This is a genomic window from Mesorhizobium sp. M0052 (genome assembly GCF_040323255.1).
Taxonomy (GTDB): Bacteria; Pseudomonadota; Alphaproteobacteria; order Rhizobiales; family Rhizobiaceae; genus Mesorhizobium.
Genome location: NZ_JAMYUS010000005.1, coordinates 238,932 through 264,561, shown reverse-complemented (window position 1 = coordinate 264,561; position 25,630 = coordinate 238,932). Strand labels below are relative to the sequence as shown.

The following is a 25,630-nucleotide window of genomic DNA, read 5'->3' as shown; positions in this document are numbered from 1 at the left end:
GGAGGACATCATGCCAATCAACATCACCATGCCGGCGCTCTCGCCCACGATGGAAGAGGGCAATCTTTCCAAGTGGCTGGTCAAGGAGGGCGACAAGGTTTCGCCGGGCGACGTGATCGCCGAGATCGAGACCGACAAGGCGACGATGGAAGTCGAGGCCGTCGATGAGGGCACCGTCGCCAAGCTCGTCGTTCCGGCCGGCACCGAAGGCGTCAAGGTCAATGCTCTGATCGCCATTCTGGCTGGCGAAGGCGAGGATGCAGGGGCGGCGGCAAAGGGCGGCGGCGATGCCGCGCCCGCGAAAGCCGATGCCAAACAGGATAAGGCGTCAATCTCCCCACCCGTGGGGGAGATGTCGACGAAGTCGACGGAGGGGGGCGCTGTCCCGCCGACCTCTCAGTCTGTCGCGCCCCCCTCTGGCCTGCCGGCCATCTCCCCCACAAGGGGGGAGATCAGCCAATCGTCAGGCGAGCGCACTTTCGCCTCGCCGCTGGCGCGGCGCATCGCCAAAGACGCCGGCGTCGATGTGTCCGCCGTGAGTGGCACCGGCCCGCATGGCCGTGTCGTCAAGGCCGATGTCGAGGCGGCGATCGCCGGCGGTGGCGCCAAGGCCGCGCCGGCCGCGAAAGCCGCACCTGCCGGCGCTCCGGCACCTGCGGCTCCGGCTCCGGCACCCAAGGCGATGTCGGACGAACAGGTGCTGAAGCTGTTTGCCGAAGGGTCCTACGAGCTCGTCCCGCACGACAATATGCGCAAGACCATTGCGCGCCGCCTGGTCGAGGCCAAGACAACCATCCCGCATTTCTACCTGACGCTCGACTGCGAGCTCGATGCCCTGCTGGCGCTGCGCACACAGATCAATGCGGCGGCTCCGATGAAGAAGACCGACAAGGGCGAAGTGCCCGTCTACAAGCTGTCGGTCAACGACATGGTGATCAAGGCGATGGCGATGGCGCTGATGGCGGTGCCGGATGCCAATGCATCGTGGACCGAAAGCGCCATGGTCAAGCACAAGCACGCCGATGTCGGCGTTGCCGTGTCAATCCCCGGCGGCCTGATCACGCCGAGCATCCGCCACGCCGACGAAAAGACGCTGTCCACTATCTCCAACGAGATGAAGGATCTGGCGAGCCGTGCCCGCAGCCGCAAGCTGAAGCCTGAGGAATATCAAGGCGGCACGACGGCTGTCTCCAATCTCGGCATGTTCGGCATCAAGGACTTTGCCGCCGTCATCAACCCGCCGCATGCGACGATCCTGGCGGTGGGTGCGGGCGAGCAGCGGCCGGTGGTCAAGAATGGCGAGATCAAAATCGCCAATATCATGTCGGTGACGCTGTCGACCGATCACCGCGCCGTCGACGGTGCGCTTGGCGCCGAACTTCTGGTCGCCTTCAAGCGCATGATCGAAAACCCGATGGGCATGCTGGTCTAGGAAGGAAAGGCTGTGCGGAGATTCGTCACCAGCCTTTTCGCCCTGATCCTTTCCGGCCTGGCCGGCGGGCTGGTGGCGCTGTGGCTGGCAATCGCCACCAATGCGAACTCGGAATTCATCCTTGTCTTCATGGCCTCGGCGCTGGTCTCTATCGTTGCGACGGTGGCGTTTTTCATCGCGCAATTGGTGCCAAACCTACAAAGGGCGATCAATCTGACGGGGCTTGTTGGGGTTGCGTTGTTCGTGCTGGCCGGGATCGGGCTGATTGCCTGGACCTTCTCTCAGCCGCCGGGCAAAGCCCAGTGGTCGGGCGATCTCCCCGTTGTCGCCGGTCTGATTTTGCCAAGCATCGCCACGGTTATCGTGCAGTGGCTGTTCGTGGGATGGCGCGTGCGGCGCGGGCTTAAGGCGGAGGCGGGTGCGGGTGCATGAAGACGATCCTCTGCTACGGCGATTCCCTGACCTGGGGCTATGACGCGGCAAGCCTCGGGCGCCATGCGCTGGAGGACCGCTGGCCGAGCGTGCTCAAGGCGGCGCTGGGCGACGATGATATCGAAGTCATTGCCGAAGGTCTGAACGGCCGCACCACGGCTTTCGACGATCACCTGGCTGGTGCGGACCGCAACGGCGCCAAGGTGCTGCCGACGATCCTGACCAGCCATGCGCCGCTCGACCTGATCATCATCATGCTTGGCGCCAACGACATGAAGCCCTGGATCCACGGCAATCCGGTCGCGGCCAAGCAAGGCGTGCAGCGGCTGATCGACATCGTACGCGGCCATGATTATCCGTTCGGCTGGGCCGCGCCGCAAATCCTGATCGTCGCGCCACCAGCGGTCAGCCGCACGGACAATGCCGAATTCAAGGAAATGTTTGCCGGCGGCGACGAGGCCTCGAAGCGGCTGGCGCCGCAATATTCCGCGCTCGCCGACGAGGCCGGCTGCGGCTTTTTCGATGCCGGCACCGTAGCCGAGACCACACCGATCGATGGGGTCCATCTCGACACGGAAAACACGCGCAATATAGGTGAGGCATTGGCGCCATTGGTGCGCGTGATGCTGGAACTCTAGAGAAAAATCAGGGAGAAACCCCGTGGCTGAATCCTACGACGTCATAATCATCGGCTCAGGCCCCGGCGGCTATGTCACGGCGGTGCGCTCCGCCCAGCTCGGCTTCAAGACTGCCATCGTCGAGCGCGAGCATCTCGGCGGCATCTGCCTCAACTGGGGCTGCATCCCGACCAAGGCGCTGCTGCGCTCGGCCGAGATCATGCACTATTCCGATCATCTGAAGGACTACGGCCTGAAGCTCGAAGGCGGCAAGGTCAGCGCCGACACGGCCGCTGTCGTCGACCGCTCGCGCAAAGTGTCGTTGAGGCTCAATGGCGGCGTCGCCTTCCTGATGAAGAAGAACAAGGTCGACGTCATCTGGGGCGAGGCCAAGCTTTCAAAGCCAGGTGAAATCGTCGTCTCCAAGACGGCCAAGAAATCGATGGAGCCGCAGCCGCCGGTGCCCAAGGGCGTCAAGGGCGAGGGCACCTATACCGCCAAGCACATCATTCTCGCCACCGGCGCCCGGCCGCGCGCGCTGCCCGGCATCGAGCCGGACGGCAAGCTGATCTGGACCTATTTTGAAGCGATGGTGCCGAAGGAGATGCCGAAATCGCTGCTGGTCATGGGTTCGGGCGCCATTGGCATCGAGTTCGCCTCCTTCTATCGCACCATGGGCGCCGAGGTGACGGTGGTCGAGCTGTTGCCGGCGGTGATGCCGGTCGAGGACGCCGAGGTCTCGAAATTTGCGCAAAAGCAGTTCGAGAAACAAGGCATGAAGATCATCCTTGAGGCCAAGGTGACCAAGGTCGAAAAGGGCGCCAACTCCGTAACCGCACACGTCGAGATGAAGGACGGCAAGGTCGAGAAGATCACGGCCGACCGCATGATCTCCGCCGTCGGCGTGCAGGGCAACGTCGAAAATCTCGGCCTCGAGACGCTCGGCGTGAAGACTGACCGCGGCTGCGTCGTCATTGACGGCTACGGCAACACCAATGTGCCCGGCATCTACGCCATCGGCGATGTCGCCGGGCCGCCGATGCTGGCTCACAAGGCTGAGCATGAGGGCGTGGTCTGCATCGAAAAGATCGCCAGTTTCCCGGGCGTGCATGCGACAGACAAGCTGAAGATCCCGGGCTGCACCTATTGCAACCCCCAGGTCGCATCGGTCGGGCTCACCGAAGCCAAGGCCAAGGCCGAGGGCAAGGACATCCGCGTCGGCCGTTTCCAGTTCGGCGCCAACGGCAAGGCGATCGCGCTTGGCGAGGACCAGGGCTTCATCAAGACCATCTTCGACAAGAAGACCGGCCAGCTGCTCGGCGCGCATATGGTCGGCGCCGAGGTGACGGAGCTGATCCAGGGCTTTGTCGTGGCGATGAACCTGGAGACCACCGAGGAAGAACTGATGCACACCATCTTCCCGCATCCGACGCTGTCGGAGATGATGAAGGAAAGCGTGCTCGATGCCTATGGCCGTGCGCTCAACGCGTGATAAATTGGTGCCGCGAGACTCAGACGCATGCGCCGGAGGAACCTTACGGCAAGACAGTTCGTTTCCGGATGCATTTTCACCTGACACTGGAGGAGTTGGCATATGGACGTGAATGGCGTGGGCTGGATTGCGGCCATCATCATCGGCGGTTTGGCCGGGTGGCTGGCCGAGATGGTCATGAAGAGCAATACCGGCGTCTTGATGAACATCATTATGGGCATTGTCGGCGCGGTGGTGCTGAACGCAATTCTCAGGGCGCTCAACATCGAACCCTTCGGTGTCGGCTGGCTCGCCTACCTGATCACCGGCTTCATCGGCGCCTGCCTGCTGATCTTTGCCGGGCGGCTGATACGCCGATAAAACGGCTCGCCGTTTTATCTCGTTCTTCTGACGCAATTCCGGACGGAAAACCGTGTCACACTTTTCCTGGAATTGCTCTGGATCCCCGCTATGCGAAAAAGGCTGTGGCGGCATGCGCCGCCGCAGCCTTTTTCTTTGCACCAAAAAGCCCTAGATGACGTCAGAAGGGCGAATGCCGACGAGCAGACGCCAACAAGTCAGGTTTGAGATGGTCACTGTTCTCGACACGATCGCCAACGCGCCGCGCCTGCGGCACCCCGAGAAGGCGCACAAGCCTGATCAGGACGTGCTGCGCAAACCCGACTGGATCCGCGTCAAGGCGCCGATGTCCAAGGGCTATGCCGAAACGCGCGAGATCGTGAAGTGGCACAAGCTGGTCACGGTGTGCGAAGAGGCCGGCTGCCCCAATATCGGCGAGTGCTGGGAAAAGAAGCACGCCACCTTCATGATCATGGGCGAGATCTGCACGCGCGCCTGCGCCTTCTGCAATGTCGCCACCGGCATTCCGACGGCGCTCGATGCCGATGAGCCGGCGCGTGTCGCGCATGCCGTCAAGCAGATGGGGCTGACCCATGTCGTCATCACCTCGGTCGACCGCGACGATCTCGTCGATGGCGGCGCGCAGCACTTTGCGGAAGTCATCCGGGCTATCCGAGCAGCGACACCTCTGACCACGATCGAAATCCTGACGCCCGATTTCCTGCGCAAGGAAGGCGCGCTGGAGATCGTCGTGGCGGCCAAGCCCGATGTCTTCAACCACAATCTCGAAACCGTGCCGTCGAACTACCTGACGGTGCGGCCGGGTGCCCGCTATTTCCACTCGATCCGGCTGTTGCAGCGGGTCAAGGAGCTCGACCCGTCGATCTTCACCAAGTCCGGCATCATGGTCGGCCTCGGCGAAGAGCGGAACGAGATCCTGCAACTGATGGATGACCTGCGCTCGGCCAATGTCGACTTCATGACCATTGGCCAGTATCTGCAGCCGTCGAAGAAACACCACCCGGTGATCCGCTTCGTCACGCCGGAGGAGTTCAACTCCTTCGCGACGATCGGCAAGACCAAGGGTTTCCTGCTGGTGGCGTCGAGCCCGCTGACGCGCTCCTCGCATCATGCCGGTGACGATTTCGCCAGGCTGCGGGCGGCGCGTGAGGCGCAGCTTAAAAAAGCCAGTTAAAATCCTGCTTCAATGCCGAAATTCGAAGCCACACGCCGCGTTGCCCACACGCCGGAGCAGATGTTTGCTCTGGTCGCCGATATCGAGACCTATCCGCAATTTCTGCCGCTTTGCGAGGCGCTGACGGTGCGCTCTCGCAAGGAGCGTGATGGCCGCACCATTCTCCTCGCCGATATGAGCATCGGCTACAAGGCGATCCGCGAGACCTTTACGACGCAGGTGCTGTTGAAGCCGGACGAGAACACAATCGACGTCAAATACATCGATGGGCCGTTCAAATATCTAAGCAATATCTGGCGCTTCGAGCCGGCCGACGGCGGCGGCTGCAACGTTCGCTTCTTCATCGACTACGAGTTCAAGAGCCGTATCCTCGGCGTGTTGATGGGCACCATGTTCGATCGCGCCTTCCGCATGTTTTCCGAAGCGTTCGAAAAACGTGCGGACGTCATCTACGGAACGACGCCCATCTCATGAGTGTCGCCCAGCGCGCGCAGGCCGATCTCCAGCGCATGCTTGACCGTCTCGCGGCGGATGAAGTCACGGCCATTGTCGGCAAACATATTGAGCTCGGCAGCCACCGGCCCACCTCTTAGGGCAACTCCGAACCAGACGAGGCCGACCGGTTTTTCCGGCGAGCCGCCGCTTGGGCCGGCAATGCCGGTGACGGCAAGCGCAAGCCCGGCGCGCGAGCGGGCCAGAGCGCCCTCCGCCATCTCCAGAACCGTTTCGCGCGAGACGGCGCCATGCGCCTCGAGTGTGGCGGGCGAGACGCCGAGCATCTCCATCTTTGCTTCATCGGAATAGGTGATGAGGCCGCGATCGACGACAGCGGACGAGCCGGCAATGTCGGTCAGTGCCGAGATGATCATGCCGCCGGTGCAGCTCTCGGCCGTCGCCAGCATGATGCCGCGTTGCTGGCAGACCTGGAGCAGGGCGTTGGCAAGATCGCTGTTGTTCATGCGGGAACCTCCCCGGGGAAGACGACACTGGCGGTGGCGATGGCGGCGATGCCTTCCTCGCGGCCGACAAAGCCGAGTTTCTCGTTCGTCGTCGCCTTGATCGAGATGCGATCGCTGGAAATGCCCAGCATCGCCGACAGCGCATTGGTCATGGCCCCGCGATGCGGGCCGACGCGCGGCGCCTCGCAGATCAGCGTGATGTCGGCATTGGCGATGCGGCCGCCGCGTTCGCGCACCAACCTGGCCGCATGCTCGACGAAGATCTTTGACGCCGCGCCCTTCCATTGCGGATCGGAAGGCGGGAAATGCGTGCCGATGTCGCCGGCGCCGCAAGTGGCGAGCAGCGCATCGGTCAGCGCGTGCAGGCCGACATCGGCATCCGAATGGCCGGAAAGCTTCTTGCGGTGCGGAATGGCGACGCCGCACAGGGTGACATGGTCGCCGGCCTCGAAGGCGTGCACGTCATAGCCATTGCCGGTGCGAATGTCTGGAAAACGCTCGCCAGTAAGCCGTTGATCTGCCATCGCAATATCCCTTGCCCAGGTCAATTTGACATTGTCCGGCGACCCCTCGACGATTTTTACCGGAATATGCGCCCATTCGGCGATCGCGGCATCGTCGGTGAAATCCGCCTTGCCGAGATGATGGGCCTTTTCATGCGCGGCGAGCAACGGCCAGAACGGAAAGCCTTGCGGCGTCTGGGCGGCATGAAGGCCGGCCCTTGGCACCGTCTCTTCGATCATGCCGGTCGTCGACTCGCGCTTCAGCGTATCGGCGACGGGCAAAGCGGGCAGCGCGCCCTGGCGCTCGCCAATGGCGGCGATGATACGGTCGATCAGGGCCGTGTCGACAAACGGCCGCACCGCGTCATGGACAAGGACACGGCCGGGCGTACGTTCCCTCAGCGCCAGCAGGCCGAGCCGGACCGAGGCCTGGCGCGACTCGCCACCGACCACGGCGGTAACCCGCTCGGCATACGCGCCGGCTGCCTTGTCGAAAAGCGCGCGGTCATCGGCATGGATGGCGACGACGACGGGGCCAATTTCGGGATGCGCCAGGAAAGTCTCCAGCGTGCGCGCGATGACGGCACGGCCACCAATGCGCTGATATTGCTTCGGCCCGTCGGCCTTTCCGGCACGCGCGCCGCGACCGGCGGCAACGATGACCAAGCCGACCTTGTCGGTCGTCGCTTCGGCCGGTTTTTCGCTTGCGTCTGTCATGCCGAGAGGCTTAGTCGCGGCTTATGGCGAAGGCCAGCATTTTCCCAAATGCGCCGCAATGTGACGTCATTGCGCGTTGCACAATGCCTTTCTTATGGCTAGAGAATGTGCAGCAATCCGATATGCTTGGTTTTTGTGCATGCCTGAAGTGACAAAATTGGCTTCGCCGCTCGACGTTGGCGGCGTGACGATCCGCAACCGCGTCTTCCTCGCGCCCATGTCGGGAATAACGGACGAGCCGTTCCGGCAGCGCGCCTACGCGCATGGCGCGGGCCTAGTCGTGTCGGAAATGGTGGCGAGCGGCGAGCTTGCCAAGGGCAGGGTCGGATGCGACCTGCGCATCCGTCATTCCGGGCTGCCCGTCCATATGGTTCAGCTTGCCGGCCGCGAGGCCGAGCACATGGCCGAGGGCGCGCGCATCGCTGCCGGCGAGGGCGCCGACATCATCGACATCAATATGGGCTGCCCGGCCAAGAAGGTGACCGGCGGCTATGCCGGCTCGGCGCTGATGCGCGATCTCGACCACGCGCTGTCGCTGATCGAAGCGGTGATCGGCGCGGTCCAGGTGCCGGTCACGGTCAAGATGCGGCTCGGCTGGGACGACAATGCGCTCAATGCACCCGTTTTGGCGCGCCGCGCCGAAGAGGCCGGTGTTAAAATGGTGACCGTGCATGGGCGCACGCGCTGCCAGTTTTATCAAGGCAAGGCCGATTGGGGCGCCATCGCCCGCATCAAGGACGCCGTCTCGATCCCGGTGGTCGCCAACGGCGATGTGGGCTCGCCCGCGGAGGCCGCCGAAATCCTTGAACAGTCGGGCGCCGACGCGGTGATGATCGGTCGTGCCCATTATGGCGCGCCATGGACGGCGGGCCGCATTGCGGCGAAGGCTGCGGGCGACCCGCTCTCCGGCGTGCCGGAAAGCCCGCAAGCCATGGCCGACTACATCGTTTCCCACTACGAGGACATGCTGACGCTTTACGGCGTCGAAAGCGGCTTGCGCCAGGCGCGCAAGCATCTCGGCTGGTATCTCGACCGCCACGCTGCTGGCGTTTCCGATGAGCGGCGGAAAGCCATCCTCACCTCTTTCGAACCCGCCCGCGTCATTGCCTTGCTGCATGAGGTGTTTTCCGGCGAAGCCACGCCCTTGCGGAGCGCCGCATGAACGCCACCGTCACACCGAGCTCCGACATGGCGGATGCCGCCAGTATAGTGCTGAACACCATCCGCCGTCCCGTCATCATGGTCGATCCGGACGGGTTCATCACCTACGCCAATGCCGATGCGGAAGACTTCTTCCGCTCAAGTGCCAACATGCTTGCCCGCAACACACTCTCCAAGCTGATCCCGTTCGGCAGCCCGCTGTTGCAGCTGGTCGACCAGGTGCGCGAGCGCCGTGCGCCGGTCAACGAATACCGTGTCGACGTGTCGTCGCCGCGTCTCGGCATCGAGAAGGTCGTTGATCTCTATGTCGCGCCGGTGCCGGAATTCCCAGGCTCGATCGTGGTGATGTTCCAGGAACGCTCGATGGCCGACAAGATCGACCGCCAGATGACACACAGGGGTGCCGCGCGTTCGGTCACCGGCCTTGCCGCCATGCTGGCGCATGAGATCAAGAACCCGCTGTCCGGCATTCGTGGCGCCGCACAGCTGCTCGAACTCTCGGCGTCCGACGAGGATCGCGCGCTGACCCGCCTCATCACCGACGAGACCGATCGTATCGTCTCCCTGGTCGACCGCATGGAAGTGTTTTCCGACGAGCGGCCGATTGACCGCTATCCCGTCAACATCCATGTCGTGCTGGACCATGTGAAGGCAATCGCGAAGAACGGTTTTGCCAAGAGAATCAGGATAATGGAGGACTATGATCCATCATTGCCTCCGGTTTTCGCCAACCGCGACCAACTGATCCAGGTGTTCCTCAACCTGGTCAAGAACGCCGCCGAGGCCATCGGCGGCGACCCACAGGGGGAGATCGTGCTGTCGACCGCGTTCAGGCCGGGCATCCGCGTGTCCGTTCCCGGAACCCAGGACCGCGTGTCGCTGCCGCTTGAATTCTGCGTGCGCGACAATGGTTCGGGCGTTTCGGAAGACATTCTGCCGATCCTGTTCGATCCGTTCATCACCACCAAGCCGAACGGCTCGGGGCTCGGCCTGGCGCTGGTGGCGAAAATCGTCGGCGAGCATGGCGGCATCATCGAATGCGATTCGACGCCGCGCGGCACCACCTTCCGAATCCTGATGCCGGCCTGGAAAGAAACACCCATCGACACTGCCGATGATGAAGGCGAAGGAGACCGCAAATGACGGTTCGCGGCAATATTCTCGTCGCCGACGACGATGCGGCCATCCGCACCGTGCTCAATCAGGCGCTGTCGCGCGTCGGCCATGAGGTGCGCGTGACCTCCAACGCCTCGACGCTGTGGCGCTGGGTGGCGGCGGGCGAGGGCGATCTGGTGATCACCGACGTGGTGATGCCTGATGAAAATGCCTTCGACATGCTGCCGCGCATCAAGAAGGCGCGGCCCGAGCTGCCGGTCATCGTGATGAGCGCGCAAAACACTTTCATGACGGCGATTCGTGCTTCCGAAACAGGTGCTTACGAGTATCTGCCGAAGCCGTTCGACCTAACCGAGCTGCTCAACATCGTCAACCGGGCGCTGTCAGAGCCGCGCCGACCGAAGATCGATACGCGACCGGAAGAACAGCCTGACGCCATGCCGCTGGTCGGCCGCTCGGCCGCCATGCAGGACATCTACCGCATGCTGGCGCGCATGATGCAGACGGATCTGACGGTGATGATCTCGGGCGAGTCCGGCACCGGCAAGGAATTGGTGGCGCGCGCGCTGCACGAATATGGCCGCCGCCGAGGCGGCCCGTTCGTCGCCATCAACATGGCGGCAATCCCGCGCGACCTCATCGAATCGGAACTGTTCGGTCATGAGAAGGGTGCCTTCACCGGCGCACAGAACCGCTCGACAGGCCGCTTCGAGCAGGCCGAGGGCGGCACGCTGTTCCTCGACGAGATCGGCGACATGCCGATGGAGGCGCAGACGCGGCTGCTGCGCGTGCTGCAGCAAGGCGAATACACCACTGTCGGCGGGCGCACCCCGATCAAGACCGATGTGCGCATCGTCGCCGCCACCAACAAGGATCTGCGCACGCTGATCAACCAGGGGCTTTTCCGCGAGGATCTGTTCTATCGCCTGAATGTCGTGCCGCTTCGGCTGCCTGGCTTGCGTGAGAGATCGGAAGACATTCCCGATCTGGTGCGGCATTTCTTCAAGATCGGCGCCAGCGAAGGCTTGCAGACCAAGCGCATTTCGACCGGCGGCATCGAATTGATGAAGCGCTATCCGTGGCCGGGAAACGTGCGCGAGCTGGAAAACCTGGTGCGCCGGCTTGCGGCGCTCTATTCGCAGGACGAAATATCAGCCGAGATCATCGAGGCCGAACTGAAGACAGGCGAAAGGCCGGTCGTTCCCGGCGGCGGCAATTTGATCCCGGACGATCTGTCCATCGGCCAGGCGGTGGAGCACTTCCTGCAGCGCTATTTCGCCTCTTTCGCCGGCGAATTGCCGCCGGCAGGTCTCTATCAGCGCATCCTGTCCGAGGTCGAATATCCGCTGGTGCTGGCTTCCATGACGGCAACGCGCGGCAACCAGATCAAGGCCGCCGAGTTGCTCGGCTTGAACCGCAACACGCTGCGCAAGAAGATTCGCGAGCTGGGCGTCAACGTCTACAAATCGTCGAGATCATGAGCGCCTACCGCCCGAAGTGACGTGGGGTCATCCCCTTTTCAGGGGATCGGCGGCCGAAAGATTTCCGTCACGGCCACACTTGTTGCATAATCGCCACAATGCGTTGCATACATCCGACGCAATCACTGGCTCTTAGACGGCGACATGGCTTCGCAAGCTCTGACATCAAACGAACCGCTTTTCAGCAGACCCGGCCAGAGGGATGGACGGCGGCTGCTTGCGTTGCCCGGCGTTGTGGCAATTGCCGGCGCGCTGGTTACGGCGGCAATCTCGTTTGCGATTCTTGTCGGCGCCACGCCGATCACGCCAGACGCAAACACAACGCTGACGCTGATTGCGGCCAACGCCTTATTTGTGCTGGCGCTGATCGCCCTGGTCGGCCGCGAGGTGCATCGCATCACCATGGCGCGCCGGCACGGCAAGGCGGCGTCACGGCTGCATGTGCGCATCGTGACGATGTTTGCGCTGGTCGCGGCCATCCCCGCCATCATGGTGGCCATCATTGCCTCGATCACGCTCGATATCGGCCTCGACCGCTGGTTCGAAATCCGCACCAAGGCGATCGTCAACTCGTCGCTGTCGATCGCCGACGCCTATGTGCAGGAAAACGCTCGCAATCTTCAGGGCACGACGCTGTCGATGGCCTACGATCTCGACGCCTCGCGCACGCTTTACGGCCTCGATCGAACCGGCTTTCTCGACCTGATGAACAAGGAAGCCGTGGGCAGGAGCCTGGTGCATGCGGCGCTGGTCAGGGAAGACGGCTCCTTTGTCATGAGCGCGAAGACCGATGCGGATTTCTCTATGCCGCCACCGCCGGAGGGCGCGGTCAGCGCCGCGGCCGACGGCAAACCGGTGCTGATCGAGCCGAAGACGCGCAACATCATGGGCGCCATCATCAAGCTGCGGGAGATCGAAGGCCTCTACCTCTACACCAATCGCCTGGTCGACCCCGAAGTGATCAAGGCGAGGGCGATCGTCCAGTCCAACACCGCCGAATATCGCGGCCTGGAAGACAACAGGCGGACGTCGCAGGTGGCGTTCGCGCTGCCCTATCTGTCACTGACGCTGATCATCATCCTGTCGGCCATCTGGACCGGCATAGCGGTGGCCGACCGTCTGGTGCGGCCCATCCGTCAACTCATCGGCGCGGCTGACGAGGTTGCGACCGGCAATCTCGATGTCGCCGTTCCGGTACGGCCTTCCGACGGCGATGTCGCCTCGCTTGGCGATACGTTCAACAAGATGCTGCTGGAGCTTAAATCGCAGCGCAACGAGATCCTGTCGGCCAAGGATTTGATCGACGAACGGCGTCGTTTCTCGGAAGCGGTGCTGGCCGGCGTCACCGCCGGCGTCATCGGCGTCGATCCCTACGGCATCGTCTCCATCGTCAACAAATCGGCCGAAACGATGCTGGCCATATCGGCCACGGCGGCGCTGGGGCAGAACCTGTCCGCCGTGCTACCGCATGTCGGGCGCGTCTTCGAGATCGGCCGCAAATCCGGCAAGCCGGTCTATCGCGAGCAGGTCACCTTCTATCGCACCGGCGCCGAGCGTACCTTCAACGTGCAGATCACCATCGAGGCCGGCGACGACGGCGAGGAGGAGAAATCCTACGTCGTGACGGTCGACGACATCACCGATCTCGTCCAGGCACAGCGCTCGTCGGCCTGGGCGGATGTGGCGCGGCGCATCGCACATGAAATCAAGAACCCGCTGACGCCGATCCAGCTCTCGGCCGAGCGCATCAAGCGACGCTTCGGCAAGGTCATCACCGAGGACCGCGAGATTTTCGACCAGTGCACCGACACGATCATCCGGCAGGTCGAGGATATCGGCCGCATGGTCGACGAGTTCTCGGCTTTCGCCCGCATGCCCAAGCCCGAGATGAAAGCCATCGATCTGCGCGAATCGCTGCGCGAGGCGTCGTTCCTGGTCGAAGTCAGCCGCGCCGACATCGCTTTCGAACGCGTGTTCGGCAACGAACCGCTCAAGGGCACGTTCGATAGCCGATTGATGGCGCAGGCTTTCGGCAACGTCATCAAGAACGCGGCCGAGGCGATTGACGGGCTGGAACAAAAGGACGGTTCGCACGGCATAATCCGGATTCAAGCTGCCCGGCAGAATGGCGCGATCAGAATCGACGTCATCGACAATGGCAAAGGCTTGCCGCGCGAGAACCGCCAAAGGCTGCTCGAGCCCTACATGACGACGCGCGAGAAGGGCACCGGGCTCGGTCTCGCCATCGTCAAGAAGATCGTGGAGGACCATGGCGGGCGGCTCGAATTGCACGATGCGCCCGCGGATTTCCACGGTGGACGCGGCGCGATGATCTCGATCATCCTGCCGCCAGCTGCCGCAACCGCGCCGCCACGCGGTCAAGGCGAAACGGAACACGAACGAGAAACTGAAAAGGTCGGTAATGGCGTCTGATATTCTCATCGTCGATGACGAGGAAGACATCCGTGAACTCGTCGCGGGCATATTGAGCGACGAAGGGCATGAAACCCGCACGGCATTCGATGCCGACAGCGCGCTCGCGGCAATCGCCGACCGGGCGCCGCGGCTGATTTTCCTCGACATCTGGTTGCAGGGCTCGCGCCTCGACGGGCTGGCGCTGCTCGACGAGATCAAGACGATGCATCCGAGCCTGCCGGTGGTGATGATCTCCGGCCACGGCAATATCGAGACAGCGGTGTCGGCCATCCGCCGCGGCGCCTATGATTTCATCGAGAAGCCGTTCAAGGCCGACAGGCTGATCCTGATCGCCGAGCGGGCGCTCGAAACCTCGAAATTGCGGCGCGAGGTGTCCGACCTCAAGCAGCGCAGCGGCGAAACCTTCGACCTGATCGGCATGTCGTCGGCGATGAGCCAGCTGCGCCAGACCATCGAGCGCGTGGCGCCGACCAACAGCCGCGTCATGATCATCGGTCCGTCCGGCTCGGGCAAGGAGCTCGCCGCGCGCGCCATCCACACGCTGTCGACGCGCAAGGGCGCGCCCTTCGTGACGCTGAGCGCGGCCAACATCACGCCCGAGCGCATGGAGATCGAGCTGTTCGGTACCGAATCGAACGGCACCGAGCGCAAGGTCGGCGCGCTTGAAGAGGCGCACCGCGGCATTCTCTACATCGACGAAGTGGCCGACATGCCGCGCGAGACGCAGAACAAGATTTTGCGCGTGCTGGTCGAACAGCAGTTCGAGCGGGTCGGCGGCACCAAGCGGGTCAAGGTCGACGTCCGCATCATCTCCTCGACCTCGCAGAACCTGGAGGCGATGATCGCCGACGGCCGTTTTCGCGAAGACCTCTATCACCGCCTGGCGGTGGTTCCGGTCATGGTGCCGGGCCTGGCCGAGCGGCGAGAGGACATTCCCTATCTCGTCGACAATTTCATGAAGCAGATCGCTCGCCAGGCCGGCATCAAGCCGCGCCGCATCGGCGACGATGCGCTTGCCGTGCTGCAGGCGCACAACTGGCCGGGCAATGTCCGCCAGCTGCGCAACAATGTCGAACGGCTGATGATCCTGGCGCGTGGCGACGATATCGATGCGCCGATCACCGCCGACCTGTTGCCGTCGGAGATCGGCGATGTCATGCCGCGCACGCCGAACCAGTCCGACCAGCACATCATGGCGCTGCCGCTGCGCGAGGCGCGCGAACAGTTCGAGAAGGACTATCTGATCGCCCAGATCAACCGTTTCGGCGGCAACATCTCGAAGACGGCGGAATTCATCGGCATGGAGCGCTCGGCGCTGCACCGGAAACTGAAGTCGCTGGGGGTCTGATCCCCATTGTTGTTGGTCCAGCGGGCCGTGGCCCGTGCAATTGCCGGTTACGGCAGCGGCGGAATCGCCTAGAAATAGCGAGACTGTTCTGAGGGATAACCCATGCCGCGCATTGCCTATGTGAACGGGCGCTATGTCGCCCATGCCGACGCTGCCGTGCATATCGAGGATCGCGGCTATCAATTCGCCGACGGCGTCTACGAGGTCTGCGAGGTGGCGCAGGGCTTTATCGTCGACATGCCGCGCCATCTTGCCCGGCTGAGCCGCTCCCTTAGCGAATTGTCGATCGACTGGCCGGTCACCAGGGGTGTGCTGCCGCTTCTTCTGCGCGAAATCGTCCGGCGCAACCACGTCGTCAACGGCCTGGTCTATGTCCAGGTTACGCGCGGTGTTGCCAGCCGCGACTTCGTTTTCCCCGCCGATACACCGTCATCGCTGGTGATTACGGCCAGAAAGGCCGACCCGGCGGCGGCCGCCAAGCGAGCCGAGGCGGGCATCAAGGTCATCACCGTGCCGGAAAACCGTTGGGACCGGGTCGACATCAAGAGCACCGGCCTGCTGCCCAACGTACTGGCCAAGCAGAAGGCCAAGGAGGCCGGCGCCCAGGAGGCCTGGTTCGTCGACACCGATGGCAACGTCAAGGAGGGCGGCTCGTCCAACGCCTGGATCGTTACAAGGGACGGCGTTCTGGTCACCCGGCCGGCGGAGCATGGCATCCTGCGCGGCATCACCCGCACGACCATGTTCGAAGTGGCGGCAAAGCTCGGGTTGACGATCGAGGAGCGCGGTTTTTCAGTCACTGAAGCCAAGGCTGCGCGAGAAGCTTTCATCAGTTCGGCAACGACAATCGCCATGCCGGTCGTGGCAATCGACGGTGCCGCGGTCGCCAATGGGCACCCCGGTTCGATAACACTTTCATTGCGGCAAGCCTTTTTTGACGTTGCGGAAAAAAGTCCAGCCTGATAACCGCACAGACGGACTGCACATCAATATATCTCGTTCTGCTTGTCGCTACTGACGGCAAGGGGGTGTTTGCAAGCTTGACATGTGCCCGCTAATTTGGCGCATTAGCCTGCAAACCGAAGGGGATCGGCGAAAGACAAGAACAATGGCGGAACGATCGCAAAACCTTCAGGACCTGTTCCTGAATTCTGTTCGCAAGAGCAAAAATCCACTCACCATCTTTCTCATCAACGGCGTCAAGCTGACCGGCGTGGTCACTTCCTTCGACAATTTTTGTGTTCTGCTGCGCCGTGACGGCCACTCCCAGCTCGTCTACAAGCATGCCATTTCCACGATCATGCCGAGCCAGCCGGTTCAGATGTTCGATGGCGAGGAAAGCCAGGGCGCCTGATTGGCACGTGAAAAAGACGCGGACCGCGGCGTCCGCGGGAAACCAGCACATAATTCCGGGACGGAAGCCACAGGTCCGACCCGGGCGGTTGTCATTGTGCCGGTGCTTACCCGGCATCAGCGCAACGATGACGAAACGAACCGTCCACGGCTGACGCGTTCGGCGGATGCGCGCCACGACGAAGCTGTCGGCCTTGCCCGCGCCATCAACCTGGATCTGATCCACACGGCGGTGGTCACCGTCAACGATCCACGCCCGGCAACCTTGCTCGGCAGCGGCAAGGTCGCGGAATTCGCCGAGATCGTCAAAGAGGGTCACGCGGAGGTGGTCATCGTCGACCATCCGCTGACGCCGGTGCAGCAGCGCAATCTCGAAAAAGAAATGAATGCCAAGGTGCTCGACCGCACCGGATTGATCCTGGAGATTTTTGGCGAGCGCGCGCGGACCAAGGAGGGCACGCTGCAGGTCGAACTTGCCCATCTCAACTACCAGAAGGGCCGCCTGGTGCGGAGCTGGACCCACCTTGAACGCCAGCGCGGCGGAGCCGGCTTCCTCGGCGGCCCCGGCGAAACCCAGATCGAGTCGGACCGGCGGCAGCTGCAGGAAAAAATCATCAAGCTCAAGCATGAGCTGGAAACGGTGCGCCGCACCCGCGACCTGCACCGCGCCAAGCGCAAGAAGGTGCCGTTCCCGGTGGTGGCGATTGTCGGCTACACCAATGCCGGAAAGTCGACGCTGTTCAACCGGCTGACCGGGGCCGACGTGCTGGCCGAAGACATGCTGTTTGCAACGCTCGACCCGACGCTGCGCCGCGTGCGCCTGCCGCACGGCACGCCGATCATCCTGTCGGACACAGTCGGCTTCATTTCGGACCTGCCGACGCATCTGGTCGCCGCCTTCCGCGCCACGCTGGAAGAGGTCGTCGAGGCCGATCTGGTCATCCACCTGCGCGATATTTCGGATCCGGATACCGCAGCGCAAGCCGAGGACGTCGAGCGCATTCTCGCCGATCTCGGCGTCGATGCCGGCGATGCCAAGCGCGTCGTCGAAGTGTGGAACAAGGTCGACCTTCTCGACGACGGCAACCGGGAGCGCCTGCTCGCCGACGGCACTGACGCCAACAAGGCGCCGCCGATCGCCATCTCGGCGGTCACCGGCGAAGGCATCGATGCGCTGAAGGCGCTGATCGAGACCAGGATGTCGGGCGAACTCGAGGAATTGACGGTGACGATCGAACCGCCGCAGTTCGGCCTTGTCGACTGGCTATACCGCAATGGCGACGTCGTTTCGCGGGTAGACAATGAGGATGGCAGCGCGACCATCGCACTCAAGGCCACGCACACCGCCCGGCAAGAGATCGAAAGCCGATTGCACCGCAAAAACAGGCAGTAAGCCTGATTATTTCACGCCCTTGGCCTGCTGCCAGAGCACTTCCATCTCGTCCAGCGTGGCTTTTTCGAGCGTGCTTCCCGATGCATCGATCGCGCGCTCGACATAGTGGAAGCGCGAGCGGAACTTTTCGTTGGTGCCGCTAAGCGCCGCTTCCGAATCGAGCTTGAGGTGACGCCCCAGATTGACGACGGCAAACAGCATGTCGCCGAATTCGTCCTTGATCTCAGCCGTTTCGCCCTTAGCCAGTGCCTCGCGCAGCTCGCCGATCTCTTCCTCGATCTTGTCGAGGATGGGTGCTGCCTCGCTCCAGTCGAAACCGACACGCGCTGCCTTTTCCTGCAGCTTCAGCGCACGAGTCAAAGCGGGCAGGGCGACGGGCACGCTGTCCAGGAAACCCTTGCCATGGTCTTCGGGGTCGAGGCCGCGGGCGAGGCGCGCACTTCGCTTTTCGGCTTTTTCCTCAGCCTTGATCTTTTCCCACATGCCCTTTGCCATGCCGGCGCTGCGCGCCTTCTCGTCGCCGAAGACATGCGGATGGCGCCGGATCATCTTGGTGGTGATGGCCTCGACCACATCACCGAAGGCAAAATCGCCGGCTTCCTCAGCCATCTGCGCGTGGTAGACGACCTGCAGCAGGAGATCGCCTAATTCGTCGCGCAGATCGTCGAGATCGCCGCGCGCAATGGCGTCTGCCACCTCGTAGGCTTCCTCGATCGTATAGGGTGCGATGGTCGAGAAATCCTGCTCGATGTCCCAGGGACAACCGGTCTTCGGCGCCCTGAGCGCCGCCATGATCTCGATCAGCCGGGAAATGTCGCGCGAAGGTTTCATGCGGCGAATGCTATCCCGCTGCCTGTCGTGCGGCCAACGGCGTCAGCCGGAAAGGGGAGATTGTCCACAGCGAGCTTCAGCCGAGTACCGACACAACCGCCTTGGCGAGGTCATCCATGCCGTCCTCGGGCAGGCCGGCGACGTTGATGCGGCTGTCGCCGACCATGTAGACGCCATACTCGGCACGCAGCCGCTCGACTTGCGCCTCGGTCAGGCCAAGCCTGGAAAACATGCCGCGATGGCTGGCGATGAAGTCGAAGCGGTCGGAGTTGGACTGCCGGCGCAGCGCGTCGGCGAACTGCACCCGCAGCCTCAGCATGCGCAGCCGCATCTCCTCCAGCTCCGCCTCCCAGTCGGCGCGAAGGCCATCATCTGCCAGCACCATGCGCACGGCGGCGGCGCCGTGGTCCGGCGGCATCGAATACATGGCGCGCGCCGCCGCCAGCATCTGGCTCATCGCGACATCGGCTTGCGCGCTATCCTTCGCCAGGATCATCGCCGCGCCGACGCGGTCGCGGTAGACGGCAAAGTTCTTCGAGCAGCTCGAGGCAACGACCATTTCAGGCACCTTGGCCGCGAGAAGGCGCAAGCCGGCGGCATCGGCGTCGAGGCCTTCGCCAAAGCCCTGATAGGCAATGTCGACAAAGGGCAACAGCCCGCGCTCGACGACAAGATCGGCGACGCTGGCCCATTGCGCGATATCGAGATTGGCGCCGGTCGGGTTATGGCAGCAGCCATGCAGCAGCACGATATCGCCGGGCTCGGCTGCGCCAAGCGTTGCCAGCATGTCGTCGAAGCGCACCGCGCCGGAAGCGGCATCGAAATAGGGATAATCGCGCACCTTGAGGCCGGCCCCGCGCATCACCGGCGGGTGGTTCGGCCATGTCGGGTCCGACAGCCAGACGGTTGCGTCGGGGCGGGTCCGCTTCAACAGCTCCGCCACCAGCCGCAGCGCGCCCGAACCGCCCGGCGCTTGCGCGGCGCGGATGCGCGTCATGTCGGCGGCGGGGCCGAAGGCCAGCTTGACCATCGCCGTGTTGAAGCCGGTGTCGCCGGCAAGGCCGAGATAGGTCTTGGTGTCCTGGTCCTGCAGCAACCTCTTCTCGGACTCGCGCAGGGCGCGCATGACCGGCGTCCTGCCGTCGCGGTCCTTGTAGACGCCGACGCCGAGATCGATCTTGCCGGGGCGCGGATCGGCGCGATAGAGGCCGATCAAGGCGATGATCTTGTCAGCCGGGGCAGGTTGCAGGGTCTCGAACATCAATACGGCTCCAATGGCGGCGGAGTAATACGCAAAGCGGCCGCGTTTCGCCAGTGCTTCCATCTGCGCCAGTCCGCTAGCTTACTGGACCGTTACGCCAAGCTTTGTCTGTACGGCAGGGGTCGGCGGCTATGGCGACGGGTTCATTCCAATCCGCCGGATAAGCACCCGTCCAATCACGGCGAGACCGATGCCGGTCAGCAGGGAGAAACCGCCGAGCATGCCGGCCAGCCCGGCAAGGAACCAGCGTCCGGCGAAGCTGTCGACGGAGGCATTTTGCGGATTGGTTGGGTCGTAAGCGACAGGGACGCTGTCGCCATCACCCCAGAACGAGCTGTGGACGGCATTGTTGAAGCGGATGACGGTGCCGTCGGCGGTCGAGAACTCGATGCGGGGATTGTATTCGGCGGCGACAATCCTGCCTGTCGCCGAAGCGGTACGAGGGCCGTACATCTCGACGATGGCCAGCACGCCGGAAGCGATCAGTCCGACAATGCCAAAGATGATGAACACCCTGCCGACGACCGGCAACGCTGCAAAACCCGTTACACGACTACCATTGGCCATCTTTTGCTCCTGGGACAGACGGATAAGGCTAGACTTCATCCATAAAGCAAACATCTGCCGCACGGGAGATGGGTAAGTGCGCAGCGGACTTCTGATTGCATGATGCCTATTGTGGCGACGCAAAAAAGTTTTGGTGGCGATGGATTAAGATCCCCGCCTGTTTCGTAAACGGGGCATGAAACGGTCGATGCCACGCTTCGATATTGTCGGACAGCTGGGTTCGCTCAGGCGCTACGCACGCTCGCTGACGCGCGACGGCACTGACGCCGAGGATCTGGTGCACGATGCGCTGGTGCGCGCCTACGAGCGGCGCGACACATTCCGCTCGGGCGGCAATCTGCGGGCATGGTTGCTGTCGATCGTCCACAACGCTTTCATCGACAAGATGCGCTCGCGCCGGTCGGAAGCAGCGCGTGTCGAGCAGGCCGGCTATCTCACCGATGCCAGCACCCCGGCGCCTCAGGAACATTCCGTGCGACTGGCGCAGGTGCGCGAGGCCTTTTTCAGTCTGCCGGAGCAGCAGCGTTCGGCGCTGCATCTGGTCGCCATCGAGGGCCTTTCCTACCAGCAGGCCGCCGACGCCAGCGAGGTGCCGCTGGGCACGCTGATGTCGCGCATCGGCAGGGCGCGCGCAGCACTGCGCGAGATGGAAAACGCTGCACCTTCGCCGGCCAAAAGCCATCTGAGGATCGTGGGAGACCCGTCATGACCGACCTGTTGCGGGACCCGGTGACCGATACCGATCTCGATTCTTATGTCGACGACCAGCTGGATGTCGCGCGCCGCATCGAGGTCGAGGCGTTCCTCTCGGTTCGTCCGGAGGCTGCGGCGCGGGTGATGTCCGACTTGAGGACGCGCGACGAACTGCGCCTGGCGCTGGCTGCTTCCACAGGAATGGCGCGGCCGGCGACGACTGAAGTCGCGCGCCGGCTGGGCAGGGGACTGGCCAGTCGCCGCGTCTTCGCCGTGCTGCAGCGGGCGGCCGCGGTCGCCGTCTTTGTCGCTGCCGGCTGGCTGGCGAACGGCCTCTTCGGACCGCTGCTGGTGACCAAAGTGGTGGCCTCGCCGCCGCCGCCCGCCTATGTCGAAGAAGCGATCCGGGCGCACAAGACGACGCTCATGCGCGAGGCGATGCCCTCGCAACTGGAGGCGCCCAACTACAATGGCGACGAAATCCGCGCCGCCACCGCAATCGTCATGCCATCGCTGCCCAAGGACTGGAAGGTTCGCGACGTGCAGATCTATCCGTCGCGCTTCGGGCCGAGCGTCGAGGTGGCGCTGGAGACGAAGGATATGGGGCTGGTCTCGCTGTTTGCGATCCGCCCCGGAACCTTCGACGTCGTCAAGCCTGCCATCGCGCTCTCGGGCGATATCTCCTCGGCCTATTTCCAGATCGGCGAGGTCGCGTACGCGGTCGTCGCGCGCAGCGATGTCCACGACCTCGACCGCGCCGCCGAGACGCTTGCCAAGACACTTTACTGATCAGGACACTTTACTGCTCAAGACGCTTTACTGAGACCACATAAGGAGAACCCGCAATGAATACCCCTGACCTCGGATACCGCATGGGCACTGGCGCGCGCGCCGGCGCCGTCTATGACGAGGGCCTGCGCAGCCACATGCTGCGTGTCTATAACTACATGGGCATCGGCCTCGTCGTCACCGGCATCGTCGCCATGGTGGTCGCTTCGACGCCGGCCCTCTACGTGCCGATCTTTTCCAGCCCGCTGAAATGGGTGGTGATGCTGGCGCCGCTCGCCTTCGTGCTGCTGTTCTCGTTCAAGATGCAGACGATGTCGGCGGCGAGCGCCCAGGCGATGTTCTGGGCCTTCTGCGCGGTGATGGGGCTGTCGCTGGCTTCGGTGTTCCTGGTCTTCACAGGCACCAGCATCGCGCGCACCTTCTTCATCACCGCCACCATGTTCGGCGCCACCAGCCTCTACGGCTACACGACCAAGCGCGACCTGACCCAGTTCTCGTCCTTCCTGATCATGGGCCTGATCGGTGTGGTGATCGCCAGCGTCGTCAACATCTTCCTTGGCTCGACCGCGCTGCAGTTCGCCATCTCGGTGATCGGCATTGCCGTCTTTGTCGGCCTGACCGCCTGGGACACGCAGACGATCAAGGAACAGTATGCGGGGAATTTCGACGCGGAATCGCAGCAGAAGCTCGCCGTTTTCGGCGCGCTGTCGCTGTACCTGAACTTCGTCAACATCTTCCAGCTGTTGCTGAATTTCACCGGCGAGCGCGAATAGTCGAACCGTAGCAAGGCAACAATCTCGATCTCGCAGTGGCCGGAGGAGAATCTCCGGCCACTGTCGTTTGGCGTGGAGACATCGCTCCTCTGTCAGCGCGATGTCGCTGCGCCCTTGAGTCCATGCGGGCTTTTGCTAACCTGCCGCTCGCACGCAGCTTTCCGCGAGAACGCATGGAACAAGTGACGCTTCACTGCGACGGCATCTCGGCAACCATTGTCGGGCAGGGGGCCGAGCTCATCTCCTTGCGCAATGCCGAGGGTCCGGAGTTTTTGTGGCAGGCCGGGCCGGAATGGCGGCGGCATTCGCCGGTGCTGTTTCCGATCGTCGGCCGGCTGAAGGGCGACCAGCTCCGCCATGGGGGCCAGGTCTATCCCCTGATGCAGCACGGCTTTGCGCGCGACAAGCCATTTGTGTGGGCTGACGCGAGCCCCCGATCCTGCACGCTGGTGTTGACCGACGATGCCGATACACGCACGCGCTATCCGTTCGCCTTTCGCCTTGCCATCACCTATACGCTCGAGCGTCGGGAACTTGGTGTGAGCTTCGAGATTGCCAACACCGGCGACGAGACGCTGCCAGCCTCCATCGGTGCACATCCGGCTTTCAATTGGCCATTGCAGCCGGGGCTCGCCAAGACCGACTACCACCTGACCTTTGCCCAGGACGAGCCGGCGCCGATCCGCCGGCTGAAGGATGGCCTGGTGCTGGCTGCACCGCGGCCGACGCCCATCGAAGGCAAAACGCTGGCGCTTTCCGAACAGCTGTTCGAGGCAGACGCCGTGATCCTCGACCGGCCGGCCAGCACCAGCGTGCGCTATGCCGCCGCGAACGGTGCGGCGATCGAGATGTCGTGGCAGGGTTTTAAGGAACTGGGCATCTGGTCGAAGCCGGGCGGCGCTCCGTTCCTGTGCATTGAACCCTGGCACGGGCTTGCCAGCCCCGTGGATTTCGAAGGCGAGTTCGCGGACAAGCCGGGCGTGATGCTGATCGCGCCCGGTGAAAAGCGCGTGCTGAGCTATCAGGTACGGCTCGACCATGCGCCGCTGTGACCGATGAACCAGAGACAGGCGCGATGAAACTTGGCTTCATCGGCACGGGTGCCCTTACAGCGGCCATTGTCAGCGGGCTCAAATCCGTCGCGGATAACTCCGTCTCCGTGCTGCTGTCGCCGCGCAATGAAGAGATCGCCGCAGAGCTGGCAGCCCGTTATCCGGATGTGCGTATCGCTGATGACAATCAGGCGGTTCTCGATCAATGCGACCTAGTCATGCTGGCTGTCCGGCCGCAAATTGCGCATGACGTCCTGCCGGGTTTGCGGTTTCGGCGCGAGCATCACCTCATCAGCTTGATCGCCACGCTGCCGCGCGAGGAGATTGCCGGCTTGACCGCACCAGCGCACCAGGTGACGAAAGCGCTGCCCATGCCGATGATTGCCCACCGGCTGGGGGCAACGATCATCTGCCCGCCGGATGCCACTGTCGCTGCCTTGTTCGGCAATCTGGGGAAAGCGATCGAGGTCGAGAACTCAGCCGAATTCAACGCGTTGAGCGTGGCCACCGCAACCTATGCCAGCTACTTTAGATATCTCGATACGATTAACAGCTGGCTCAAGAGGAATGGCGTGGAGGAAGGGAAGGGGCGCGATTACATCGCCTCGCTTTTCAAAGCCTTGGGAAGCGCTCCTGATATGTCGCCGGATGCCGACTTCATGAATCCGGCGCAGGACTATGCGACGCGCGGCGGCATCAACGAACAGGTTCTTCGCGAACTGACGGCGCGAAACGTGTTCGAGGCGCTTACCGAGAGCCTGGACGGCGTACACCGGCGCATCGTCGGCGATACGCCTTGATGGGCGGTACCTTGAAATTCCCTGATGATCAGGAGTATGGCTCCAACGGATGTTCCGGACCGTTTCGGGAGGGTCGGCGGGTGCCTGGATGCTTGAAATTGGGCTTTGTGGCAGCGGCGCTGGCTGTGCTGATTGTCTTTCCGGTCGCTGCCGCCGACATCGACCGCGCCAGCCTCTACCGCGCGCAATCGGTGACCAGCGGCACTGGCGAGGAGAACCGGGCGTGGGGCCTGGCGCCGTGCCTTGAAGAGGTGCTGGTCAAGGTTTCCGGCGACCCGCGGCTGATCGGCGACCCGCGTGTTGCGGACATGAGCCGGCACGCGGCCGACTATGTCACTGGTGTCGGCTACCGCGACCTGCTCAACAACCGCCCGCCGCATGACGAGCAGGGCACCCACGACCGGCCGCATTACATCACCGCCGATTTCGACCCGGACAAGATCGATGCCTTGCTGGCGTCGCTCGGGCGCAAACCGTGGGCGGTGCCGCGGCCAAAAATCGTCGCACTGCTGGATGTAAGGCCGATGAAAGGCGACGGCTTCACGCTGGTGCGCGATGGCGGCGGCGAGCTTGCGGCGGATATGCGCGTTGCGCTGGCGGACGCGGCGCACCGGACCGGTTTGCCGCTGGAGTTGCCTCGGCCGTCCGACGTCGCGCTCGCCGACGTGGCCAACACGCTGGATGGCGATGCCCTGCTTGCCGGCACTTTGGTATGGCGCCAGGAAGCGCTGGGCTGGGTCGGCGACTGGCGGCTCAGCTTCAAGGATAAGGACTATCGCTGGCAGGTACGTGGCGTCAGTTTCGACGATGCGTTCCGCAACGCCACGCGCGGAACGCTGCAGATCCTGTCGGGGAATGGAGAGCCGGAAGCCGTCACGCCCTGACTTCAA

General features: G+C 63.2%; 26 protein-coding genes. 21 read left to right on the top strand and 5 right to left on the bottom strand.

The window, feature by feature from the left end; all coding sequences use genetic code 11:
• Positions 1-10 precede the first annotated feature (10 nt).
• The 7 genes from NKJ77_RS08800 (at position 11) to NKJ77_RS08770 (ending at position 5,981) form a co-directional block, all read left to right on the top strand.
• A complete protein-coding gene (locus NKJ77_RS08800; protein WP_352534944.1) occupies positions 11-1,432 on the top strand; it encodes a pyruvate dehydrogenase complex dihydrolipoamide acetyltransferase in 1,422 nt (473 codons plus the stop codon).
• Between the two features lie 72 nt (positions 1,433-1,504).
• Entirely contained in the window at positions 1,505-1,864 is a 360-nt protein-coding gene (locus tag NKJ77_RS08795; protein WP_352534942.1) for a hypothetical protein, read from the top strand.
• Complete coding sequence (locus NKJ77_RS08790) at positions 1,861-2,502, top strand: SGNH/GDSL hydrolase family protein (RefSeq protein WP_352534940.1); 642 nt, start codon at positions 1,861-1,863, stop codon at positions 2,500-2,502. Before NKJ77_RS08795 ends, NKJ77_RS08790 begins: the two co-directional genes overlap by 4 nt.
• 22 nt (positions 2,503-2,524) lie before the next feature.
• Entirely contained in the window at positions 2,525-3,973 is a 1,449-nt protein-coding gene (gene lpdA / locus NKJ77_RS08785; RefSeq protein WP_352534938.1) for a dihydrolipoyl dehydrogenase, read from the top strand.
• Positions 3,974-4,075: 102 nt separating this feature from the next.
• Entirely contained in the window at positions 4,076-4,333 is a 258-nt protein-coding gene (locus NKJ77_RS08780) for a GlsB/YeaQ/YmgE family stress response membrane protein (RefSeq protein WP_023668920.1), read from the top strand.
• A gap of 208 nt (positions 4,334-4,541) precedes the next feature.
• Positions 4,542-5,507, top strand: coding sequence for a lipoyl synthase (lipA, locus tag NKJ77_RS08775; RefSeq protein ID WP_352534936.1), 966 nt, complete (start codon positions 4,542-4,544; stop codon positions 5,505-5,507).
• 12 nt (positions 5,508-5,519) lie between these two features.
• Positions 5,520-5,981 (top strand): type II toxin-antitoxin system RatA family toxin, encoded by a 462-nt coding sequence (locus tag NKJ77_RS08770; RefSeq protein WP_023710532.1) that lies wholly within the window; start codon positions 5,520-5,522, stop codon positions 5,979-5,981.
• Here the strand turns inward: NKJ77_RS08770 and NKJ77_RS08765 are convergent.
• Both NKJ77_RS08765 and NKJ77_RS08760 read right to left on the bottom strand, forming a co-directional pair.
• Positions 5,957-6,466 carry a CinA family protein gene (locus NKJ77_RS08765; protein ID WP_352534931.1) on the bottom strand — a complete coding sequence of 170 codons (510 nt, stop codon included), beginning with the start codon at positions 6,464-6,466 and terminating at the stop codon, positions 5,957-5,959. The genes NKJ77_RS08770 and NKJ77_RS08765 overlap by 25 nt on opposite strands.
• A complete protein-coding gene (locus tag NKJ77_RS08760) occupies positions 6,463-7,686 on the bottom strand; it encodes a bifunctional 2-C-methyl-D-erythritol 4-phosphate cytidylyltransferase/2-C-methyl-D-erythritol 2,4-cyclodiphosphate synthase (RefSeq protein WP_352534929.1) in 1,224 nt (407 codons plus the stop codon). The genes NKJ77_RS08765 and NKJ77_RS08760 overlap by 4 nt, the downstream gene beginning before the upstream one ends.
• Before the next feature lie 139 nt (positions 7,687-7,825).
• Here NKJ77_RS08760 and dusB point away from each other — a divergent pair, with 139 nt between their 5' ends.
• The 8 genes from dusB (at position 7,826) to hflX (ending at position 17,974) form a co-directional block, all read left to right on the top strand.
• On the top strand, positions 7,826-8,848 hold the full coding sequence (gene dusB / locus NKJ77_RS08755; protein ID WP_352534927.1) for a tRNA dihydrouridine synthase DusB: 1,023 nt from the start codon (positions 7,826-7,828) through the stop codon (positions 8,846-8,848).
• Positions 8,845-9,990 (top strand): two-component system sensor histidine kinase NtrB, encoded by a 1,146-nt coding sequence (locus NKJ77_RS08750; protein WP_023668926.1) that lies wholly within the window; start codon positions 8,845-8,847, stop codon positions 9,988-9,990. Before dusB ends, NKJ77_RS08750 begins: the two co-directional genes overlap by 4 nt.
• Complete coding sequence (gene ntrC / locus NKJ77_RS08745) at positions 9,987-11,444, top strand: nitrogen regulation protein NR(I) (protein WP_023710528.1); 1,458 nt, start codon at positions 9,987-9,989, stop codon at positions 11,442-11,444. The genes NKJ77_RS08750 and ntrC overlap by 4 nt, the downstream gene beginning before the upstream one ends.
• Before the next feature lie 144 nt (positions 11,445-11,588).
• A complete protein-coding gene (locus tag NKJ77_RS08740; protein ID WP_023668928.1) occupies positions 11,589-13,877 on the top strand; it encodes a sensor histidine kinase NtrY-like in 2,289 nt (762 codons plus the stop codon).
• On the top strand, positions 13,867-15,228 hold the full coding sequence (gene ntrX, locus NKJ77_RS08735) for a nitrogen assimilation response regulator NtrX (protein WP_023668929.1): 1,362 nt from the start codon (positions 13,867-13,869) through the stop codon (positions 15,226-15,228). Before NKJ77_RS08740 ends, ntrX begins: the two co-directional genes overlap by 11 nt.
• A gap of 102 nt (positions 15,229-15,330) precedes the next feature.
• Positions 15,331-16,191, top strand: a complete 861-nt coding sequence (locus NKJ77_RS08730; protein WP_023710527.1) for a D-amino-acid transaminase — start codon at positions 15,331-15,333, stop codon at positions 16,189-16,191.
• Between the two features lie 145 nt (positions 16,192-16,336).
• Complete coding sequence (gene hfq / locus NKJ77_RS08725) at positions 16,337-16,582, top strand: RNA chaperone Hfq (RefSeq protein ID WP_006202172.1); 246 nt, start codon at positions 16,337-16,339, stop codon at positions 16,580-16,582.
• Positions 16,583-17,974 (top strand): GTPase HflX, encoded by a 1,392-nt coding sequence (gene hflX / locus NKJ77_RS08720; RefSeq protein WP_023688461.1) that lies wholly within the window; start codon positions 16,583-16,585, stop codon positions 17,972-17,974. It abuts the gene before it with no gap.
• 6 nt (positions 17,975-17,980) lie between these two features.
• On the opposite strand, the gene mazG is transcribed toward hflX, so the two are convergent.
• The 3 genes from mazG to NKJ77_RS08705 form a co-directional block, all read right to left on the bottom strand.
• A complete protein-coding gene (gene mazG, locus NKJ77_RS08715) occupies positions 17,981-18,805 on the bottom strand; it encodes a nucleoside triphosphate pyrophosphohydrolase (RefSeq protein WP_023688462.1) in 825 nt (274 codons plus the stop codon).
• A 76-nt stretch (positions 18,806-18,881) separates the two neighbouring features.
• Positions 18,882-20,066 carry an amino acid aminotransferase gene (locus NKJ77_RS08710; protein ID WP_023741242.1) on the bottom strand — a complete coding sequence of 395 codons (1,185 nt, stop codon included), beginning with the start codon at positions 20,064-20,066 and terminating at the stop codon, positions 18,882-18,884.
• Between the two features lie 129 nt (positions 20,067-20,195).
• Complete coding sequence (locus NKJ77_RS08705; protein WP_196813731.1) at positions 20,196-20,633, bottom strand: DUF3592 domain-containing protein; 438 nt, start codon at positions 20,631-20,633, stop codon at positions 20,196-20,198.
• A 175-nt stretch (positions 20,634-20,808) separates the two neighbouring features.
• On the opposite strand from NKJ77_RS08705, the gene NKJ77_RS08700 reads away from it, so the two are divergent.
• The 6 genes from NKJ77_RS08700 (at position 20,809) to NKJ77_RS08675 (ending at position 25,624) form a co-directional block, all read left to right on the top strand.
• Positions 20,809-21,342 carry a sigma-70 family RNA polymerase sigma factor gene (locus tag NKJ77_RS08700; protein WP_023741241.1) on the top strand — a complete coding sequence of 178 codons (534 nt, stop codon included), beginning with the start codon at positions 20,809-20,811 and terminating at the stop codon, positions 21,340-21,342.
• Positions 21,339-22,115 (top strand): anti-sigma factor family protein, encoded by a 777-nt coding sequence (locus NKJ77_RS08695; protein ID WP_023832193.1) that lies wholly within the window; start codon positions 21,339-21,341, stop codon positions 22,113-22,115. Before NKJ77_RS08700 ends, NKJ77_RS08695 begins: the two co-directional genes overlap by 4 nt.
• A gap of 56 nt (positions 22,116-22,171) precedes the next feature.
• Positions 22,172-22,888 carry a Bax inhibitor-1/YccA family protein gene (locus NKJ77_RS08690; protein ID WP_023832192.1) on the top strand — a complete coding sequence of 239 codons (717 nt, stop codon included), beginning with the start codon at positions 22,172-22,174 and terminating at the stop codon, positions 22,886-22,888.
• A gap of 173 nt (positions 22,889-23,061) precedes the next feature.
• On the top strand, positions 23,062-23,940 hold the full coding sequence (locus NKJ77_RS08685; RefSeq protein WP_023832191.1) for an aldose 1-epimerase family protein: 879 nt from the start codon (positions 23,062-23,064) through the stop codon (positions 23,938-23,940).
• A 23-nt stretch (positions 23,941-23,963) separates the two neighbouring features.
• Positions 23,964-24,740, top strand: a complete 777-nt coding sequence (locus NKJ77_RS08680; RefSeq protein WP_023832190.1) for a pyrroline-5-carboxylate reductase — start codon at positions 23,964-23,966, stop codon at positions 24,738-24,740.
• A 107-nt stretch (positions 24,741-24,847) separates the two neighbouring features.
• The gene (locus NKJ77_RS08675) at positions 24,848-25,624 is read left to right on the top strand and encodes a DUF8605 domain-containing protein (RefSeq protein WP_050589933.1); all 777 of its coding nucleotides are present in this window, start codon (positions 24,848-24,850) and stop codon (positions 25,622-25,624) included.
• Positions 25,625-25,630 lie beyond the last annotated feature (6 nt).

Excerpts from the sequence above, each read along its gene's own strand:
- NKJ77_RS08685 (WP_023832191.1), top strand. The coding sequence starts at position 23,062 with ATGGAACAAGTGACGCTTCACTGCGACGGCATCTCGGCAACCATTGTC.
- NKJ77_RS08750 (WP_023668926.1), top strand. The coding sequence starts at position 8,845 with ATGAACGCCACCGTCACACCGAGCTCCGACATGGCGGATGCCGCCAGT.
- NKJ77_RS08760 (WP_352534929.1), bottom strand. The coding sequence starts at position 7,686 with ATGACAGACGCAAGCGAAAAACCGGCCGAAGCGACGACCGACAAGGTC.
- mazG (WP_023688462.1), bottom strand. The coding sequence starts at position 18,805 with ATGAAACCTTCGCGCGACATTTCCCGGCTGATCGAGATCATGGCGGCG.
- NKJ77_RS08690 (WP_023832192.1), top strand. The coding sequence starts at position 22,172 with ATGAATACCCCTGACCTCGGATACCGCATGGGCACTGGCGCGCGCGCC.
- dusB (WP_352534927.1), top strand. The coding sequence starts at position 7,826 with ATGCCTGAAGTGACAAAATTGGCTTCGCCGCTCGACGTTGGCGGCGTG.
- NKJ77_RS08730 (WP_023710527.1), top strand. The coding sequence starts at position 15,331 with ATGCCGCGCATTGCCTATGTGAACGGGCGCTATGTCGCCCATGCCGAC.
- NKJ77_RS08800 (WP_352534944.1), top strand. The coding sequence starts at position 11 with ATGCCAATCAACATCACCATGCCGGCGCTCTCGCCCACGATGGAAGAG.
- NKJ77_RS08700 (WP_023741241.1), top strand. The coding sequence starts at position 20,809 with ATGAAACGGTCGATGCCACGCTTCGATATTGTCGGACAGCTGGGTTCG.
- NKJ77_RS08705 (WP_196813731.1), bottom strand. The coding sequence starts at position 20,633 with ATGGCCAATGGTAGTCGTGTAACGGGTTTTGCAGCGTTGCCGGTCGTC.
- NKJ77_RS08770 (WP_023710532.1), top strand. The coding sequence starts at position 5,520 with ATGCCGAAATTCGAAGCCACACGCCGCGTTGCCCACACGCCGGAGCAG.
- NKJ77_RS08780 (WP_023668920.1), top strand. The coding sequence starts at position 4,076 with ATGGACGTGAATGGCGTGGGCTGGATTGCGGCCATCATCATCGGCGGT.
- NKJ77_RS08680 (WP_023832190.1), top strand. The coding sequence starts at position 23,964 with ATGAAACTTGGCTTCATCGGCACGGGTGCCCTTACAGCGGCCATTGTC.
- NKJ77_RS08790 (WP_352534940.1), top strand. The coding sequence starts at position 1,861 with ATGAAGACGATCCTCTGCTACGGCGATTCCCTGACCTGGGGCTATGAC.
- ntrX (WP_023668929.1), top strand. The coding sequence starts at position 13,867 with ATGGCGTCTGATATTCTCATCGTCGATGACGAGGAAGACATCCGTGAA.
- ntrC (WP_023710528.1), top strand. The coding sequence starts at position 9,987 with ATGACGGTTCGCGGCAATATTCTCGTCGCCGACGACGATGCGGCCATC.
- NKJ77_RS08710 (WP_023741242.1), bottom strand. The coding sequence starts at position 20,066 with ATGTTCGAGACCCTGCAACCTGCCCCGGCTGACAAGATCATCGCCTTG.
- NKJ77_RS08765 (WP_352534931.1), bottom strand. The coding sequence starts at position 6,466 with ATGAACAACAGCGATCTTGCCAACGCCCTGCTCCAGGTCTGCCAGCAA.
- NKJ77_RS08695 (WP_023832193.1), top strand. The coding sequence starts at position 21,339 with ATGACCGACCTGTTGCGGGACCCGGTGACCGATACCGATCTCGATTCT.
- hfq (WP_006202172.1), top strand. The coding sequence starts at position 16,337 with ATGGCGGAACGATCGCAAAACCTTCAGGACCTGTTCCTGAATTCTGTT.
- NKJ77_RS08740 (WP_023668928.1), top strand. The coding sequence starts at position 11,589 with ATGGCTTCGCAAGCTCTGACATCAAACGAACCGCTTTTCAGCAGACCC.
- lipA (WP_352534936.1), top strand. The coding sequence starts at position 4,542 with ATGGTCACTGTTCTCGACACGATCGCCAACGCGCCGCGCCTGCGGCAC.